At 47.5% G+C, this 18,228-nt stretch carries 19 protein-coding genes; 17 read left to right on the top strand and 2 right to left on the bottom strand.

Annotated elements, in window-relative coordinates:
- Positions 1-14: 14 nt before the first annotated feature.
- Complete coding sequence (gene hslR, locus AEA42_RS09510; protein WP_055647592.1) at positions 15-413, bottom strand: ribosome-associated heat shock protein Hsp15; 399 nt, start codon at positions 411-413, stop codon at positions 15-17.
- Between the two features lie 251 nt (positions 414-664).
- Between hslR and gspC the strand changes: the two genes are divergently transcribed.
- The 12 genes from gspC to AEA42_RS09450 all read left to right on the top strand — a co-directional run bounded on the left by gspC (position 665) and on the right by AEA42_RS09450 (position 12,190).
- Complete coding sequence (gspC, locus tag AEA42_RS09505; RefSeq protein ID WP_037427535.1) at positions 665-1,591, top strand: type II secretion system protein GspC; 927 nt, start codon at positions 665-667, stop codon at positions 1,589-1,591.
- A 24-nt stretch (positions 1,592-1,615) separates the two neighbouring features.
- Positions 1,616-3,730, top strand: a complete 2,115-nt coding sequence (gene gspD, locus AEA42_RS09500; protein ID WP_055647591.1) for a type II secretion system secretin GspD — start codon at positions 1,616-1,618, stop codon at positions 3,728-3,730.
- A complete protein-coding gene (gspE, locus tag AEA42_RS09495) occupies positions 3,727-5,292 on the top strand; it encodes a type II secretion system ATPase GspE (RefSeq protein WP_055647590.1) in 1,566 nt (521 codons plus the stop codon). Before gspD ends, gspE begins: the two co-directional genes overlap by 4 nt.
- Before the next feature lie 3 nt (positions 5,293-5,295).
- On the top strand, positions 5,296-6,519 hold the full coding sequence (gene gspF, locus AEA42_RS09490; RefSeq protein WP_055647589.1) for a type II secretion system inner membrane protein GspF: 1,224 nt from the start codon (positions 5,296-5,298) through the stop codon (positions 6,517-6,519).
- Between the two features lie 74 nt (positions 6,520-6,593).
- The gene (gspG, locus tag AEA42_RS09485; protein ID WP_011715426.1) at positions 6,594-7,028 is read left to right on the top strand and encodes a type II secretion system major pseudopilin GspG; all 435 of its coding nucleotides are present in this window, start codon (positions 6,594-6,596) and stop codon (positions 7,026-7,028) included.
- Between the two features lies 1 nt (position 7,029).
- Positions 7,030-7,602 (top strand): type II secretion system minor pseudopilin GspH, encoded by a 573-nt coding sequence (gene gspH / locus AEA42_RS09480; protein ID WP_082389634.1) that lies wholly within the window; start codon positions 7,030-7,032, stop codon positions 7,600-7,602.
- On the top strand, positions 7,589-7,957 hold the full coding sequence (gspI, locus tag AEA42_RS09475) for a type II secretion system minor pseudopilin GspI (RefSeq protein ID WP_037416429.1): 369 nt from the start codon (positions 7,589-7,591) through the stop codon (positions 7,955-7,957). Before gspH ends, gspI begins: the two co-directional genes overlap by 14 nt.
- Complete coding sequence (gene gspJ / locus AEA42_RS09470) at positions 7,938-8,705, top strand: type II secretion system minor pseudopilin GspJ (protein ID WP_037416432.1); 768 nt, start codon at positions 7,938-7,940, stop codon at positions 8,703-8,705. Before gspI ends, gspJ begins: the two co-directional genes overlap by 20 nt.
- Positions 8,702-9,700 (top strand): type II secretion system minor pseudopilin GspK, encoded by a 999-nt coding sequence (gspK, locus tag AEA42_RS09465; RefSeq protein WP_037416434.1) that lies wholly within the window; start codon positions 8,702-8,704, stop codon positions 9,698-9,700. The genes gspJ and gspK overlap by 4 nt, the downstream gene beginning before the upstream one ends.
- 48 nt (positions 9,701-9,748) lie before the next feature.
- Complete coding sequence (gspL, locus tag AEA42_RS09460; RefSeq protein ID WP_037416436.1) at positions 9,749-10,936, top strand: type II secretion system protein GspL; 1,188 nt, start codon at positions 9,749-9,751, stop codon at positions 10,934-10,936.
- Position 10,937: 1 nt separating this feature from the next.
- Entirely contained in the window at positions 10,938-11,414 is a 477-nt protein-coding gene (locus AEA42_RS09455) for a type II secretion system protein M (protein ID WP_037416438.1), read from the top strand.
- A gap of 14 nt (positions 11,415-11,428) precedes the next feature.
- Positions 11,429-12,190 carry a type II secretion system protein N gene (locus AEA42_RS09450; protein WP_055647587.1) on the top strand — a complete coding sequence of 254 codons (762 nt, stop codon included), beginning with the start codon at positions 11,429-11,431 and terminating at the stop codon, positions 12,188-12,190.
- Positions 12,191-12,260: 70 nt separating this feature from the next.
- Here AEA42_RS09450 and yrfG read toward each other — a convergent pair whose 3' ends face one another.
- Positions 12,261-12,923 carry a GMP/IMP nucleotidase gene (gene yrfG, locus AEA42_RS09445; protein WP_055647586.1) on the bottom strand — a complete coding sequence of 221 codons (663 nt, stop codon included), beginning with the start codon at positions 12,921-12,923 and terminating at the stop codon, positions 12,261-12,263.
- 110 nt (positions 12,924-13,033) lie between these two features.
- Here yrfG and AEA42_RS09440 point away from each other — a divergent pair, with 110 nt between their 5' ends.
- The 5 genes from AEA42_RS09440 (at position 13,034) to AEA42_RS09420 (ending at position 18,131) form a co-directional block, all read left to right on the top strand.
- On the top strand, positions 13,034-13,633 hold the full coding sequence (locus AEA42_RS09440) for an aspartyl/asparaginyl beta-hydroxylase domain-containing protein (protein WP_055647585.1): 600 nt from the start codon (positions 13,034-13,036) through the stop codon (positions 13,631-13,633).
- Complete coding sequence (locus AEA42_RS09435) at positions 13,611-15,620, top strand: phytanoyl-CoA dioxygenase family protein (RefSeq protein WP_055647584.1); 2,010 nt, start codon at positions 13,611-13,613, stop codon at positions 15,618-15,620. The genes AEA42_RS09440 and AEA42_RS09435 overlap by 23 nt, the downstream gene beginning before the upstream one ends.
- Positions 15,620-16,786, top strand: a complete 1,167-nt coding sequence (locus AEA42_RS09430; RefSeq protein WP_055647583.1) for a hypothetical protein — start codon at positions 15,620-15,622, stop codon at positions 16,784-16,786. The genes AEA42_RS09435 and AEA42_RS09430 overlap by 1 nt, the downstream gene beginning before the upstream one ends.
- Positions 16,773-17,261 (top strand): GNAT family N-acetyltransferase, encoded by a 489-nt coding sequence (locus tag AEA42_RS09425; RefSeq protein WP_055647582.1) that lies wholly within the window; start codon positions 16,773-16,775, stop codon positions 17,259-17,261. The genes AEA42_RS09430 and AEA42_RS09425 overlap by 14 nt, the downstream gene beginning before the upstream one ends.
- A gap of 234 nt (positions 17,262-17,495) precedes the next feature.
- Complete coding sequence (locus AEA42_RS09420; RefSeq protein WP_055647581.1) at positions 17,496-18,131, top strand: tail fiber protein; 636 nt, start codon at positions 17,496-17,498, stop codon at positions 18,129-18,131.
- Positions 18,132-18,228: the final 97 nt, after the last annotated feature.

Raw genomic sequence — 18,228 nt, 5'->3', positions numbered from 1 at the left:
CTTTTACGTAATTCTTAGCATTCTTTAAATCGGATAAGTTGGCGTCGTTGCTTTTTATCCGGTTTATGGTCTGGTGCAGGATTATTAAGAATATTCAATCGTCTTGCTTCGGCATTTAACGCGCGTTTAGCGATGCTGGCGGCGGTTTCTTCGTACAATTCCTGTGCAATTGATGCACTTTGGCGTGATTCTGATAATTTTTTTATGACGATCTCTTTATCGTCATAACCTTGTCGTATTTTAAGGACGGCACCTATCTCAGCATTCTTACTAGATTTGGTGCGCGCACCGTTGTAATGTACTTTGCCGCCGTTGATCATTTCTTTGGCTATGGCTCGGGTTTTATAAAAACGTGCGGCCCATAACCATTTATCGAGTCGAACGCAGCCACTGTCGCCTGAACTTTGTGTCATAGTGTCTCCAAGATAAAAGATCGATGAGTTCACATGCTGAGTAATAAAATGCCTAAGTCGCATTGCTATTATGTTAAAGAGTGGTGCGCTTCACACCCTTTTTAGGCGGGCAAAGTTAGCATAAATGGCCAATTTTCGCCAATTGCAATACTGTTATGGGGTTGTTGCCAAATGCGGCCTAGGTTAGCATGTGGCGAACATGATAATTTTTATAATCAGAACAGAGACCTGTATTGAGGGTCCACATAAATATGGATTTATTAGATAACGTTATCGCAAAAGCTGCAGGTATTCCGCATAAGCCGTTGAGTCAGGTTGTTTTCTGGCTTGGTTTTATTCTGAGTTTACTCTTAGCCGCGCAAATTACATGGAAACTCGTGCCTACCACCTCTTCTCCTACAGCATGGTCTCCCACTGCGGTGACCACGGCGGGTAAAGGGGCTGGGCAAATTGATCTGGCAGGATTACAGCAACTCGCACTTTTCGGCAAAGCCGACGCCAAGGCGGATAAACCTAAAGTCGAAGTGGTCGAAACCGTAACCGATGCGCCAAAGACTTCCCTTTCTATTCAGCTGACGGGGGTGGTGGCATCCACCGCTGACCAAAAAGGTCTGGCGATTATTGAATCCAGTGGTAGCCAAGAAACCTACAGTTTGGGTGATAAAATTAAGGGTACATCCGCTTCGTTAAAAGAAGTCTATGCAGACCGGATTATCATTACCAATGCGGGTCGCTATGAAACCTTGATGCTTGATGGTTTGGTTTACACCAGTCAAAGCCCAGCGAATCAACAATTACAAAAGGCCAAGAGCGGAAAAGCTGAAGTGGTTAGCCGAGTGGATCAGCGCAAGAATGCTGAAATCTCTCAAGAACTGGCCGAATCTCGCAGTGAACTCTTAGCCGATCCCAGTAAAATTACTGACTATATTGCAATTTCGCCCGTGAGACAGGGAGAAAACGTTGTTGGTTATCGCCTCAATCCTGGTAAAGATGTGAACCTATTTAAGCAAGCAGGCTTTAAACCCAATGACCTTGCTAAATCGATTAATGGATACGACCTGACCGTAATGAGTCAGGCGTTAGAAATGATGAGCCAATTGTCTGAATTAACTGAAGTTTCTGTTATGGTTGAACGGGAAGGACAGTTGGTTGAAATCATGTTTAGTTTGCCGCAATAACACGCGTTAGGGGAAAGTAAAATAATGAATAACAAACGGATTCGACGCAAACTGATTGCTGGAGTTGTGGCGGGCGCCACTATGCTGACCTCGCAATTTGTTTGGTCTGAACAATATGCGGCCAACTTTAAAGGCACTGATATTCAAGAGTTTATCAATATTGTTGGTAAAAACTTGAACAAAACCATCATTGTTGACCCGACGATTCGCGGCAAGATCAACGTTCGCAGCTATGATCTGCTCAATGATGAGCAGTATTACCAGTTCTTCCTCAACGTGCTGCAAGTATACGGTTATGCCATCGTCGAGATGGAAAATAACGTTATCAAAGTGATCAAAGACAAAGATGCGAAAACCGCGGCGATTCGTGTTGCTAATGACAACGATCCTGGCCTAGGCGATGAAATGGTTACCCGCATCGTGGCGTTGTATAACACCGAAGCCAAGCAATTAGCACCATTATTACGTCAGTTAAACGATAACGCTGGTGGTGGTAACGTAGTGAACTACGATCCATCAAACGTGCTGATGCTCTCTGGCCGCGCTGCGGTGGTTAATAAGTTAGTTGAAATCATTCGCCGTGTAGATAAACAGGGTGATACCTCTGTTCAAGTCGTGCCACTTGAATATGCTTCTGCTGGCGAAATGGTGCGAATTATCGATACCCTGTACCGCGCGACAGCTAACCAAGCGCAGCTTCCCGGACAAGCACCCAAAGTGGTGGCCGACGAGCGGATTAACGCCGTAGTGGTTAGTGGTGATGAAAAGAGTCGTCAACGGGTGGTGGAGCTGATCCACCGTCTCGATGCCGAGCAAGCCAGCACGGGCAATACGAAAGTACGTTATTTACGGTATGCCAAGGCCGAAGACTTAGTTGAAGTGCTAACTGGTTTTGCCCAAAAGTTGGAAGGTGAAAAAGATCCTAGCGCTCAGGCAGCGGGTGGTGGCAAACGTCGTAATGAAATCAATATTATGGCCCACACTGATACTAACGCATTAGTGATCAGCGCTGAGCCAGATCAAATGCGCACTATTGAAAGCGTGATCAACCAACTCGATATTCGCCGCGCCCAAGTATTAGTCGAAGCCATTATCGTGGAAGTTGCCGAAGGCGATAACGTCGGCTTTGGGGTGCAATGGGCCGCGAAAGCGGATGGTGGCACTCAGTTCAATAACTTAGGCCCAACCATAGGTGAGATTGGCGCGGGTGTATGGCAGGCGCAGGATAAAGAAGGAACCTATATTACCAATCCAAACACAGGTGACGTGATTGGTAAAAACCCAGATACAAAGGGCGATGTTACCTTACTTGCTCAAGCCTTAGGTAAAGTGAATGGCATGGCATGGGGCGTTGCCATGGGTGACTTTGGTGCCCTAGTACAAGCCGTATCGAGTGACACTAACTCAAACGTACTGGCAACACCTTCTATTACTACCTTAGATAACCAAGAAGCATCTTTCATCGTCGGTGATGAAGTGCCTATTCTGACTGGTTCTACCGCCAGCTCAAACAACAGCAACCCATTCCAAACCGTTGAACGTAAAGAGGTTGGGGTGAAGTTAAAAGTGGTGCCTCAGATCAACGAAGGTAACGCGGTTAAGCTTGCGATTGAGCAAGAAGTCTCCGGCGTAAACGGTAACACGGGTGTGGATATTTCCTTCGCGACTCGCCGTTTAACCACTACTGTTATGGCTGATTCAGGCCAAATCGTGGTACTCGGTGGTTTGATTAACGAAGAAGTGCAAGAAAGCGTGCAGAAAGTGCCATTCCTCGGCGATATTCCAGTACTTGGCCATCTATTCAAATCTTCTTCCAGTAAGAAGACCAAGAAGAACCTGATGATCTTTATCAAACCCACCATTATCCGTGATGGTGTGACGATGGAAGGTATCGCAGGTCGTAAATACAACTATTTCAGAGCATTGCAGCTTGAACAGCAAGAGCGTGGTGTCAATCTAATGCCTGAGACTAAAGTGCCGGTATTAGATGAGTGGAACCAGTCTGAGTATGTGCCGCCAGAAGTGAACGATATTTTAGATCGTTATAAAGAAGGCAAAGGGCTAGAGACTCAGATGCGTAAAACTGACCCGACTCTCAAGTCGCTGGATGAAAACAAAAACAAAGATAAAACACAATGAGTGAAATACAAGTATCCCAAGTCGAGGATTTAAGCTTAGTTTCCAATGAACTAGGTATTGAAGCCGAAGGTGATGAGGTATTTCGCTCCAGCAGCAAAGAGCGTTTACCCTTTGCCTTTGCCCACCGCCATGAGGTGATTTTAGCCTATGGCGATGATGGCGCCTTGAACCTGTTTTATACCGCCAAAACCCCGTTAGCGGCGATGCTTGAAGCGCGTCGCTACTCGGGCGTGGATTTACCTTTGGTACAGCTCGAGCCGAGTAAGTTTGAGGTCAAACTGACTCAGGCCTATCAAGCCAATTCCTCCGAAGCGCAGCAGCTGATGGAAGACATTGGCAATGAAATGGATTTATTTACTCTTGCAGAAGAGTTGCCACAAACCGAAGATTTGCTCGAAGGCGATGATGATGCGCCGATCATTAAGCTCATTAACGCCCTGTTATCAGAAGCGATTAAAGAAGAAGCCTCGGATATCCATATCGAAACCTACGAGAAGCAGCTAGTCGTGCGTTTCCGTATCGACGGCGTGCTCAAAGAAGTGCTCAAGCCAAACCGTAAACTGTCATCTTTATTGGTGTCGCGGATTAAGGTGATGGCGCGCCTCGATATCGCCGAGAAACGTGTACCACAAGATGGCCGTATTTCGCTGCGGATTGCGGGCCGCGCGGTGGACGTGCGGGTATCGACCATGCCATCGAGCCACGGTGAGCGTGTGGTGCTGCGTTTGCTGGATAAGAATGCCGGTAATCTGGATTTAAAACAGCTGGGTATGACGGACAGCATCCGAGCCAAATTCGATGAGCTTATTCGTCGTCCCCACGGCATTATCTTGGTAACGGGTCCTACGGGTTCGGGTAAGAGTACCACGCTGTATGCTGGACTTACTGAGATTAACTCTAAAGATACCAATATCTTAACCGTTGAAGACCCCATCGAATACGAATTAGAAGGCATAGGCCAAACTCAAGTTAACACTAAGGCGGACATGACCTTTGCCCGTGGTCTACGGGCGATTCTGCGTCAAGACCCCGATGTAGTGATGATCGGGGAAATCCGTGACCTTGAAACCGCCCAAATTGCGGTGCAGGCATCCTTGACGGGTCACTTAGTGATTTCGACTCTCCACACCAACACCGCTTCGGGCGCGATTACCCGTTTACAGGATATGGGTGTTGAGCCTTTCTTAGTCTCATCAAGTTTGCTTGGGGTATTGGCTCAGCGCTTGATCCGTACCCTCTGTCCAAAATGTAAGACAGAGCATGTGCCCGATGAGCGTGAACGTGAACTGCTGGGTATTACTGCCGATGATCCACGCCATATTTATCGTGCCAACGGCTGTAAGGCCTGTGGTAACAGTGGCTACCGTGGTCGTACTGGCATTCACGAACTATTGCTGGTCGATGATAATGTGCGCGAGCTTATTCACGGTGGACGTGGCGAACTGGCGATTGAGAAATATATCCGCCAGTCGGTACCAAGCATTCGCCACGATGGCATGAGCAAGGTGCTCTCAGGTATCACCACTCTGGAAGAAGTCCTAAGGGTGACCCGCGAGGAGTAAGCTATGCCTGCATTTGAATATAAGGCGCTGGACGCCAAGGGGAAGCAGCTTAAGGGCGTGATCGAAGCGGATACCGCCAGACACGCACGTAGCCAATTGCGCGATCAACGCTTGATGCCGCTGGATATTCTGCCGGTCACTGAAAAAGAAGCCAAGGCGAAAGGTGCGGGATTTTCGCCCTTTAAGCGCGGGATTTCAGTGGCGGAATTAGCGCTGATCACCCGTCAAATCGCGACACTGGTGGCGGCGGGCTTACCGATCGAGGAATGTCTTAAGGCGGTAGGCCAGCAATGTGAGAAGGCGCGACTTGCCAGTATGATCATGGCGGTGCGCTCCCGGGTCGTTGAGGGTTATAGTCTGGCCGATTCCTTGGCTGAATTTCCGCATATTTTCGATGACTTATACCGCGCTATGGTGGCCTCGGGGGAAAAATCCGGCCACTTGGAAGTGGTGCTAAATCGCTTAGCCGATTACACCGAACGTCGCCAGCAGCTTAAATCTAAACTGCAACAGGCGATGATTTATCCCATCATGCTGACGATTGTCGCTATTGGGGTGGTATCAGTGTTACTTGCGGCTGTGGTACCAAAGGTCGTTGGCCAGTTTGAGCATATGGGCGCCGAGTTACCGGCGACGACCCGTTTCTTAATTGCCGCCTCGGATTTTGTCCAACACTATGGTCTGTTTGTTGTTTTAGCGATTGGTATTCTGTTGGTAGTGTTCGAGCGTCTACTCAAATCACCGATTTTCAAGATGAAATACCATACGTTTTTGCTGAAAATGCCAGTGATTGGCCGAGTGAGTAAAGGGCTCAATACTGCGCGTTTTGCGCGTACCTTGAGTATTTTATCCGCCAGTTCGGTGCCTTTGTTGGACGGGATGCGCATTGCCAGCGAGGTATTGCAAAATATGCGGGTACGGGCGGCGGTGGATGATGCAACGGCGCGCGTACGGGAAGGAACTAGCCTCAGTACCGCGTTGACTAACACTAAGCTATTCCCGGCGATGATGTTATATATGATCGCCTCGGGGGAGAAGAGTGGTCAGCTCGAAGACATGCTTGAGCGTGCTGCGGATAACCAAGATCGCGAGTTTGAGAGTAATGTGACGCTCGCCCTCGGCGTATTCGAACCCATGTTAGTGGTGAGTATGGCGGGGGTTGTACTCTTTATCGTAATGGCCATTCTGCAACCGATATTGGCGCTGAACAATTTGATTAGTGGCTAGTTTTTGACATTATGGAATATTGCCTTTCAGTCATACGGCTGAGAATGGCACAGGTTTTTTAGGAGATGTAATCGATGCAAATGAATAAAAAGCACAAGGGTTTTACCTTACTTGAAGTGATGGTGGTAATCGTTATCCTCGGTATTTTGGCGTCTATGGTGGTGCCAAATCTGATGGGCAACAAAGATAAAGCCGACCAACAAAAAGCGGTATCTGACATAGTCGCGCTCGAAAACGCTTTAGATATGTACAAGTTAGATAACGGTGTTTATCCAACGACTGAGCAAGGTTTAGAAGCCTTGGTGCAAAAACCAACGATTTCACCTGAGCCTCGTAACTACCGCGAAGAAGGTTATGTAAAGCGTTTACCACAGGACCCATGGCGTAATAACTACTTACTGTTAAGCCCTGGCGAAAACAGCAAGTTAGATATCTTTAGTGCAGGCCCAGACGGTCAACCAGGTACCGAAGATGATATCGGTAACTGGAACTTACAGAATTTCCAATAAGATGTTAACGCTGCGCCACGCCGGCTTCACCTTGATGGAGGTGATGCTGGTGATTTTGCTAATGGGACTCACCGCCGCGGCGGTGACCATGTCTATTGGCAATTCGGGGCCACAACAGGCGCTGGAAAAAACCGCGCAGCAATTTATCGCCGCTACAGAGTTAGTGCTGGATGAAACCGTATTAAGCGGCCAATTTATCGGTATCGTGGTGGAAAAAACCAGTTATCAGTTTGTTTTTTATAAAGATGGTAAATGGAGTCCATTGGAAAAGGACAGAATTCTGTCTGAAAAACAAATGGAACCTGGTGTGGTGATTAATTTGGTGCTCGATGGTTTACCGCTCGCACAAGAGGACGAACAAGATGACTCTTGGTTTAAAGAACCTTTAATCGAGCCCTCTGCGGAAGATAAGAAAAAGCACCCTGAACCACAGATTTTGCTATTTCCCAGCGGCGAAATGAGCGCCTTTGAGTTGAGTTTTATTACCAAGACAGATAAAGGCCCCCTCGACGTATTGGTGGTGGGCGATGCCCTTGGCCGTTTAACCCTAGGGCGCCCCGATGAAATACGCTAAGGGCATGACGTTACTCGAAGTGATCGTCGCCTTGGCGGTGTTTGCGATTGCCGCCGTTTCAATCACCAAAAGCTTGGGTGAGCAAATGGCGAATATGCCGATTTTGGAGTCGCGCACCCTTGCTCAGTGGGTAGCCGACAATCAAATGGTCGATGCCAGACTCGAGCCTCAATTTCCGGAAATCGGTAAAAAAGAGGGCCAAGTAGAACTGGCGGGTAAGGATTGGTACTGGCGAAAAGAAGTGGTGAAAACCACCGATGATAATTTTCGCATGATCCGTATTAGTGTCAGTGAAGATGAGCGTTATCAGCGTATTGCAGCACAAGTGAGCAGTTATGTCCTTAAAACAAACTAATGCTCATCGGGGGTTTACCCTGCTGGAAATGCTGATCGCGATTGCGATTTTTGCCATGTTGGGCTTAGCGGCCAATGCGGTACTCAGCACAGTTCTGACCAATGATGAAGTGACAAAGAATTTCTCAACCCGTTTAAAAGCGTTGCAACAGGGCTTTGGAGCGATTGAGCGCGACTTGGGACAGATGGTTGCTCGCACACCCAGACTCCTCGAAGGTGGCCGCGGAACAACGGTATTTCAGACGGGGAATGACCTTTTAGATTCGGAATCCGAGGCTTTAGTCTTTTACCGCTTGGGCTGGCTCAATCCAGATGGCTTATTGCCCCGTGGCAGTTTGCAGTCAGTCGCCTATGTCGTACGAGAAGGAAAATTAGAACGCTGGTATTTTCCTTACCCTGAGCCGGAATTTGGCGCCGAGCCAATCAAGACGGTGATTATCGATAAGGTGCTCTCGGTCGAGTATTCCTTCTTTATGGAGGATAAGTGGGAGCGCAAGGTTGAGGCGACTAAGTTACCCAAAGCCATTGCAATCGAAATTGAGATTGAAGGTCTAGGTAAGATTCAGCGTAAGTTTATGCTGCCTCTGGGCGCGGCGGCGCCAGAAAAGTCTAGTGATGAAGACAACAAAGACGAAAACACCGAAGACAATAAAGAAGACAACGGTGACAAAGATAATAACGGCGATGGTTCCGGTAACGGGGAAGAAGATCCCGGCACCGGTGAGCCAGAAAATGAGGATGGCGCATGATAAGGCGAACTCCTACTAAACAGCGTGGTGTCGCGCTGATCGTCGTATTACTGATCGTGGCCATGGTGGTGATTATTGCCACCAATATTACCAGTCGTAATCAGTTGTCGATGCGCCGCACCTTAAACTTAGCTCAGTACGATCAGGCCTATTGGTATGCTATTTCCGCCGAAGAGCTGGCGAAGAAGATCCTCAAGCAGGACTTAGACGATTCAGAGGGGCGTGTCCATAAGCAACAATATTGGGCCATGAGCGATGTGGTATTTCCGGCAGAATATGGCGAGATTGCAGGCAAGATCACCGATATGCGTTCGTGTTTTAACTTAAATGCCTTGTCCGTCACCACAAAAGATGTGGAAAACGGTCAACCTAAATTGCCCTTGGCGGCTAAGCAATACAAGGCGTTATTAGTGAGTTTAGGTATGGATGATTTTACCGCTGATCATCTCACTCAAACCCTAAAGGATTATATCGACGAAGACACGATCACCAGCCCCTATGGCGCTGAAGATGCCGAGTATGAAGCTCGCCATGTGCCATACCGTGCCGCCAACACTCTGATGAATCATCGGAGTGAGCTGCGGGCAGTGATGGGATACACACAGGATATTTATTTGAAATTATTGCCCTATATTTGTGTCATCCCGGGGAATGACAGGCAATTGTTGAATGTGAATACCATTGATGTCGAACAAGCAGCGCTGCTGGCGGCCATGCTCGATAATCAGATTTCCGTCGGTGAGGCGGAGAGCATTATTAACCAGCGCCCTGGCGATGGTTTTGCCAAGATTGATGATTTTTACGAATCCTCCTCAATGGGGTCGATTAAATGGGAAGATGCGATGAAGTCGACTTTTGTGATCGACAGTCAATATTTCCTCCTTGCCTCGGGCGCAAAGGTCGACAACGCCATTTTTAGGATGGAGAGTGTGCTCAAAAAGGGCAGCGGTAACAAAATGGATGTGCTCACCCGTCAGTTTGGTGGACAAAAATAATAGCAAACAAGCTCAATCCCTTAAGGTTGAAGCTGGTGGAGAAAAACTGTGAGTGAACGGCTATTTATTCGCTTAGGCAGAACCGCAGAGCAGGCATGCTCTTGGCTGGTTTGGTCCGAACAAGAACAAGAAATTATCGCCTCAGGCGAACTGGCCAACGCCCAAGGTTTATCAACCTTAACTGAGCGCGCGGGCAATCGCCCCATTGATGTGTTGGTGCCAGCTTCCGCCATGACGCTCACCAGCGTGAATCTGCCCGAAAAAGGCCAACGCCAAGCCTTAAAGGCCCTGCCTTTTATGTTGGAAGAATCCATCGCCGAGGATGTGGATGCGATGCACTTTACCGTTGGTCCACGCAATGGCGATGCCCTCAGCGTGGTCGCCGTTGCCCATGAGCAAATGCAAACTTGGCTCAGCTGTTTGGCCGAAGCGGGCTTAAAAGTGAAGCGTATTGTGCCTGATTGCTTGGCCTTGCCATTGCAGGAATGCCAATGGGCGGCCATGCGTTTCGGTAACGAGTTATTGTTGCGTACAGGATTAGGAACGGGCCATAGCCTGCCTTTATCTTGGTTGCCAGTGGCAATGAAGCAACTGACGGCTCAGACAGACGAGGTGTCGGTAGCCAGTTACACCGAGATGGAGTTGGACGGTGTCGAGCTTAAGCCACAGCCACTCGACTTACCTATGTTGGTGCTGGCGCGCGGCATTTTACATGCGCCGATTAACTTACTGACGGGTGTCTATACGCCTAAGCGCGAATACAGTAAGCATCTGTTGCAATGGAAAAATGCGGCAATTGTACTAGCCATTGCTATTGTGTTGTCTTTGGTAAATAAAGGCTTAACCATTCATCAGGTAAATGGCCAAATCGCCGATTTGAAGGCGCAAAGTGAAGCCATTTATCAACAAGTGATACCAGGCAATTCACGCATCGTGAATTTACGCTCGCAGATGGAGAGCCAACTGCGCGCACTCCAAGGCCAAGGCAGTGGTGCAGAGTTTTTTGCCATGCTGGCGGGGTTACAAGACGCCTTTAAACAAGTACCTGAGCTAAAACCCAATAGCTTGCGATTTGAAAGTGCCCGTAATGAAATCCGCATGCAAGTCACTGCTAAAAATTACGCACAAATTGAGAAGTTTAAAGAGATTGTCGGCCGTCGTTTCCAAATGGATGGTGGCACGATGAATAGCGGTGAAGATCAGGTCACCAGCACCTTAACCTTGAGGAGCAAATAAGATGGATAATTTGCGGACTTGGTGGCAAGGGCTTGCGTCGCGCGAGCAGCAGATCGTAGGTTTTGGCGCCGTATTTTTAGTGATCGGTCTATTTTACTGGGGGATTTGGACGCCAATCGCCAATGCTGAGGCCAATGCACTGCGCAACTTAACGGCACAGCAGCAAACCTTGACCTATGTAAAGCAGACGGCGAATAAAATCGCTGGCTTAAAACAAAGCGGCGCTAAGCCGACGATGAGCGGCAGTTTAAGTTCAGTCGTCAACCAAACAGCGGGCAGTTATGGCTTAGTGATCACTCGTATGCAGCCCCAGGGCGATAAAATCCAAGTGTGGATGGATGATGTGCCATTCGACGCGTTACTCAGTTATTTGAATGATTTAGTGCAGCAAAAGGGCTTATCCCTTGAGAGTGTTGATTTGGCGGAGGCTGACGCGCCTGGCTATGTCAAAGTAAGACGGATCCAACTAGCGCAATAGGTTAAGGTGTAGCTGTGAGTCTGATAAAAAAGATTATTATTGGTGTACTAATTTATATCGTGTTTTTAGTGGCGTTGTTTCCTGCCGGTGTGGCCGTGCGCCTCGCACCACTCCCAGCGAATGTGGGAATTTCTGGAGTGAGTGGCAGTATTTGGGCGGGTAGCATTGAAACTTTGAATATTCAGCAGCGCCAATTGGAGCAAGTGCGTTGGGAACTCAGCCCTTGGTCTTTGTTTTTAGGCAAAGTGAAGCTGGATTTTCAAGTGGGTAGCCGTGCAACCCCTGTGAGTGCCAAAGGTGTCGTCACTTGGACTATGGGCGGTATCAGCGCTCAAGGATTGCGCTTTGAAGCGCCCGATAGCTTCTTAATTGGTAATACTAAGCTGCCCTTTAGAACCGAAATTAATGGTGAAGTCAGCCTGCTGGTGGAAACCCTAGAACAAGGTAAACCTTGGTGCGAACAATTATCGGGTAAATTATTCTTAAACCAAACCAATGTGAAGAATCAATTCGGCGATTATCCACTGGGTAATATCGAGTTGGGCCTTAGCTGTGTTGAGGGTAAAGCTCAGCTCGCTACCGACGAAAGCAAAAACCAGTTGGGAATTATCGGTACCTTACAGTTAGACGAGGGGAATATGGTCAAGGTTGCCGCTAAGATCAAAGAGACCAACGAACAGCCGGAAGATATGCGTAAATCTCTTAATATCCTCGGCAAGCGTGGAGATGACGGTTACTTCCCTATTGTTTATCAGGGGCGTATTCCTGGGCTTTAATCTAGCCAGTAATGTAACCTAATGCATGATTTGATAAAGGCACCTTGGGTGCCTTTTCTATTTCGAGGGGTTAACTCGCGAGATCGTTAAGCAATAAACGATAGTCGCTAATGGCCGGAAAATCATTGAAGGTTTTGGCAGGTTTCTGGCTATCGGGATTGCTGATCCCGAGCTGATGCCCCACGCCCGCTAAGCGCGCTGCATTTAAAATGGGTTCACTATCATCGATAAACAGGCAGCGCTCTGGCACGAGGGCGAATTTTTCGAATAGCGTTTGCCAAAATTGTGGGTGTTCCTTGGGATAACCCGTTTCATGGCTTGAGATCATCGCATCTAAACCTCTCCCCAGTTCAGTGTGCTCCAGCTTAAGAGCAAGACTCTTAGGGTGGGCATTGGTGACTAAGATGCGTTTTTTGCCCGCGGCGGCGAGGGCATCGAGAAAAGGCATACTGTCTTGGCGCAGTTGAATACGGTCAACTAAGTCGCGGTGAAGCCCCATAATGTCGAGCTGCAGCTCGGACTGCCAATAATCGAGGCAATACCAATCTAACGTGCCTGCGACTCTGCCGTAGGCTTCTTCCACCAGTTGTTGTGCCTGGCTCTGGCTTAATCCCCGCTGCTTGCTCAGCTCCTGTGGCACCAGACTCAACCAAAAATGGTTATCAAAGTGCAAATCGAGCAGGGTGCCATCCATATCGAGCAGTACAGTATCAATCTTCTTCCAGTCAAACATGGGATATCCTGTGTGGTTAGGTCGGCTTGTAGATCAGCTTATCTTGTCAGCATGACACTTTGTGCTAGGCTTGATTAATTCGTTTTTGTCTAAAAATGAGACACTTGGATATGGATATCTGCTCATTCGCCTTACTTACCCAAGCTCCAAATATCACTAGTTTACAGCAAGAACTCACGACTTTGTTGCTGCATGAGTGGTTGCCACACATTAACCAACGTGATTATCACGCGGGCTCTCAGGGCGGTTGGGATGTGTTGGCTCTACGCTGCGCCGAGGAATATCGAGTCGCGCATCCCATTTTACAAGCCTTTTCCATTAGTGCCGCGACAGATTGGGATAATTTGCCTTCACTGGAATCGAGCCCCGCGCTGCTGCAGTTTATTCAATCCCTTGCTTGCCCAGTTAAATCGGTGCGCTTAATGCGTTTACACGCTGGTGCTGAAATCAAGCCCCATAGGGATCAAGGATTATCACTTGAACAGGGTGAGGCTAGATTACATTTGCCCCTACAAACCCATGATCAGCTTTATTTTTATGTGGATGAGAAACGTGTACCTATGCGGGCCGGAGAGCTTTGGTATATCAATGCTGACCAAACCCATTGGGTCGCGAATAAAGGCGTGGATGCCAGAATTAATTTGGTGATCGATTGTGAAGTCAACTCGTGGTTAAAGGAGCTTATCCATGATGCCAAGATCAAAGCCTAATGCAGGGCAGCTCGAGGCGTATCTAAGATTAAAGCTGTTTGCTCAGGCGCTGTTGCAATCCCATTCAGCGGGGGAGGCAAAGCGGCTTATCGATCCAATGTTGGCGCAGTTATGCCAATTGACTGGGTTGGAACTGCACCCGGCGTTGTTTCTCGATACAGAGGCGAGTATTACGGCTTTTGGCAAGGCGGTATCACCGACAACTGCGGCGCAATGTGCAGAAGATCCCGAACGTAGCAGAGTGTTTATTCAGGGAATTTATCAAGCGATACAGGACAAACTTAAAGCTAACTCGAACCATCCTGTGCACATACTCTATGCTGGAACCGGGCCTTTTGCTTGGTTAATCTTAGCCTTATTACCGCTATTTACGGCGAAGCAAGTGCGAGTAACCTTACTCGACATTCATCGAGCGTCATTGGAGAGTGTTGAAAAGCTGCTGGCATATTTCGATGTAGCGGATCGTGTCGATGCGCTTATTTGTGCTGACGCTACGCTTTGGCGGCCAGCATCAACACAAATCTTTGATCTGATAATTTCTGAAACCATGAAACACCTACTGCAACAGGAACCGCAGGTACAGATTTTTAGCCATCTACAACGTTTTTTATCTGAGGATGGATGTTTGATCCCTGAGTCGATTGAGTTGGATGCGTGGCTCGAGCTAAAAGAGCGGCTACCCATTTATTTGGGCCCTTTATTCTGTCTCGATTTAGCCCAGGCCCGCTTGCTCGCTCAAGGTGACAGAAGTGGGCTAGTGGGGAGCTTATTGTTACCCGATTATGAACCCCAACCCATAAGCCTAAAACTGACGACAAAAATCAGGGTTTATGGCGAACATCAATTACTTGAAAACCAATCACAATTAACCCTCTCCCAATATAAAAAATCCCTGTGGCTTAAACCTCTTAGCAGAGTGGACTTCCGTTACGAGCTGGGAGCATATCCCGATTTTATCTTCCAATATCAGCAGCAGAAATTGGCGCTTGTTGGCAGTGAGGATTTGAGTTGTTTGGGCATTTATCACTTGCAGCGACTATGGCAAAAAATTGAGCTGCAAAAGCGTGGACAAACCAATGAGGTGGCAGAGGGAGAATGGAGCCTAGATAAAGCGCTGCTGGATCTGTGCGGTATTGGATTAGAGCCTGGGATGAAGGCGCTCTATCAATGTGATAAAAAAACTGATTTTATCGCCTTCGTTCAAAGACAAACTAAACTGACCACCGCGGATATTGTCGGTATTAATCAGCAATTGCGTGCCTTATCCCAAGCTGAGCTAGAAAGCGGCAATACCGAGTTAGCTTATGGTAACGCTTTACCCCAAGTGCTTACCGATGCCCAACTCGCCTTTTGGCAACGGGAAGGTTATTTAGTCATCCCGCAAGTGTTGTCAAAAGCCCAATGCGCGGCCAGTCGAGCCGTGATTTGGCAACAGCTTGGTGCGAATGAAAATGATCCATCAACTTGGTATCAGTCCCATGAGTTAATGCAGAAAATCATGCTGCAGTTATTTCGCCATCCCATCCTCGATGCCAATCGGCAAATACCTCTTATCCGCCAAGCCTTTGAACAATTATGGCAGCGTACCGATTTAGTGATGACGACTGATAGAGTGAGTTTTAATCCCCCTGAAACGCCCACTTGGCAGTTTCCTGGCCCAAATATGCATTGGGATATGCCACTGCAGCTACCTGTGCCATTTGGGACTCAAGGATTGATTTATCTTACGGATACCCCTGCCGAACAGGGGGCATTTTGCTGTGTACCCGGTTTTCACCTAAAAATAGAAACTTGGCTACAGAAACAAAACAAGACTGATATTGAGTTGCAGCAACAGCTTTGGGAAGAGTGGCCCATTAAACCCATTGCCGCAAACGCAGGGGATTTAATTATTTGGCACCATGCCTTGCCCCATGGACCGACGCCAAATCGAGGCGTGTTACCCCGCATGGTGCAGTATATTAACTTCTATCCAATGGCCAGCTAATGATTGATATGCATGAACAGCAGCAACACTATTGGCAATTGCTGCATCAGCCTGAATCATTGTTTTTACTGCATCAAGCGCAGGATGTTGAGCATTTTATTGCCCTGATGGCAGACTTCCTCAATTGGCCCGAGCTAAATTTAGAACAGATGCTGGCATTTATTGCCTTACAGCAACAAAGCTTCATTCCAGATTTAGTACGCTTCAGCCAAGTGTGGTTTCCTTCTCGTTATCATTCTCAAACCAAAACAATCAGTTGGGTTCCGGTTTTTAAGCGGTTATCAAAACCTTTTTTGGAGGACGATATCTGCGATGCTCGTCGTGGTTTACTGGCTAGTTTTATCCAGCCTCAAACCTTGCTCGAACCCTTATTATCCCAACGCGAAAGTTTGCCCGCTATCAATCCTAACTTGATGATTTTCCATTGGTCTCGTTGTGGGTCAACACTCGTTTCAAGCAGTTTTTCCCTACTCAAAACTTGCCGAGTGTTATCCGAATCTATGCTCTGCAGCGATGTGATGCACCATGATGCTTGGCCTTCGGCCTTAACACCACTGCTGGTGGATTTATGTTTAAGGCTACAAGGGCGGTTGAGGCCTGATGAGCGTGAGCTAGTGATCAAGTGGAATGCGTGGGATTTAGCTTGTTGGCCCATGTTGCTAGAACTCTATCCTAATAGTCGAGTGCTATGTCTGATGCGCCATCCCAGAGATATTTTGGCTTCGCATCAACGAGAGGCTGGGATGCATATGGCGGGGCGAGTGAAGGCTGTATTTCTCCATGCATTGCCGCTTAGTGAAAACACACATGGTGAGCCTAGTGTAGATGCATTTCGAATGGGTGTGTTACATGGTTTTGCCCAGCAAACTGCTGCACTTTATCAATCAAGTCATTGCATCTTAATGGATTATCAACAATTAAATGCGCTTAAACCCAGCGCACTTTCGGCCATTTTAGAATGGCCGTTAGCCGCAGAAGATATTGAGCATTGGCAAGGCCACTGGCGCTTTGATGTAAAGCGACAAGGGCAATTGTTTGTACCCATGGTACCCGTGCTATCTACCCCATTAAATGAATCACAAACTCTCTCATGGCAGCTGTTATTGAATGCTTATGAGCAACTGTTGCAACCTTTAGTTCGAGATAAAAACCATGATGCTAGCTGAGTTAAATCCATTCACTGGCTTGAGTATTAAGCCTGCCAATGCAAGCGATAACCTATTTATGGCAGAACTTTTTTATTCAACTAAAACCTTCTTCTATGAGCTTGGTTTACCCCTTGATGTCGTACAGAACATGTTGGATCAACAATATCGGCTGCAACAAGTCTCCTATCGGGAGCAATATCCACATGCCATCATCTACATTTTGTTTTATCAGCAACAAGCGGTCGGCAAACTGATGCTCGATACCAATGAGCATAGGGTTCATCTTGTTGATTTTATTATTGCGCCAAGTATGCGAGGTCGCGGTTTAGGCTCTGCGGTATTAGAGGCGGTCAAGCTTGAGGCGAGGCAACGTCAGTTACCTGTTCATTTATCAGTAGAGAGTGAAAATACTCAAGCTAAATCACTTTATTTACGGCATGGATTTCAGTTTCAAAGCCGTTCCGAAACCTATGAGTCAATGCTGTGGCCTTAAACGTCGGCTGATAATTTACACAAAATTATTTCTGCGTAATTGTGTTTGCCGATTTTTCAGATATGTTTAGTTGTAGCTAAATTGTTTTCATGATGTTTCACAATAGGCCTTCGATTGTGTGATGTGAATGATGTTGTCATCAGCAAAAGGAACTCGCTGTCGATTAATTGTCGTGAGTAATTAAGTCATTGCAAGACGTTACATAGACAAAATCGTTATTTCAGGAGAAATACAATGTCAGATCCATTTATTGGAGAAATCCGCATGTTCGCTGGTACTTTCGCTCCGCGTGGCTGGGCGCTTTGCAATGGACAGTTATTGGCCATTTCCACCAACAGCGCGCTTTTCTCTATCCTCGGCACAACCTATGGCGGCAATGGCACAACAACATTTGGGTTGCCTAACCTGCAAAGCCGTACCCCTGTGGGTACCGGAACTGGGACAGGGTTAAGTAATGTTGTTTTGGGACAAGTTGCCGGTGTTGAAAACGTTAACCTCACTACCAATCAGCTACCCATTCATGCACCAACAGCTACTTTCATTGGTAATGCAAGTAGCGTAACAGCAACGGTTGATGTTGCTACCACCACGGCCACTGCAATGGTTCCTCCGGCAGCAGGCGCGACTACCTACCTCTCTGCTACGACAGCTAAGGCGGGGCCTACCAGTGTTGCGTTTCATGGATTGTTTACCAGTACGGCGCCAGATTCTACCAAGAGCAGCCTCGGTGGAGTGCATGGTAGCGTTACACCTGCTGGCACCGTAACCGTCAATCCTGTTGGTGGAGGACAGCCTGTCGGAATTCGCAATCCCTATCTGGGGATGAATTTTATTATCGCGTTAGAGGGTATTTATCCGTCGCGTAATTAACGTTGGATAATTGCTATTAAATTAATTCAGTAATCCAGAGGGAATTAAATCTTCTGGATTGCTGGTTTTAGCTACTTTAGCTAAATCAAAAATTTTC

Origin of the sequence: Shewanella sp. Sh95, assembly GCF_001308045.1 — a bacterium.
GTDB classification, from domain to species: Bacteria; Pseudomonadota; Gammaproteobacteria; order Enterobacterales; family Shewanellaceae; genus Shewanella; species Shewanella xiamenensis.
Note: the sequence above shows the minus strand (reverse complement) of the source record. Positions and strands in the feature narration are given on the sequence as shown.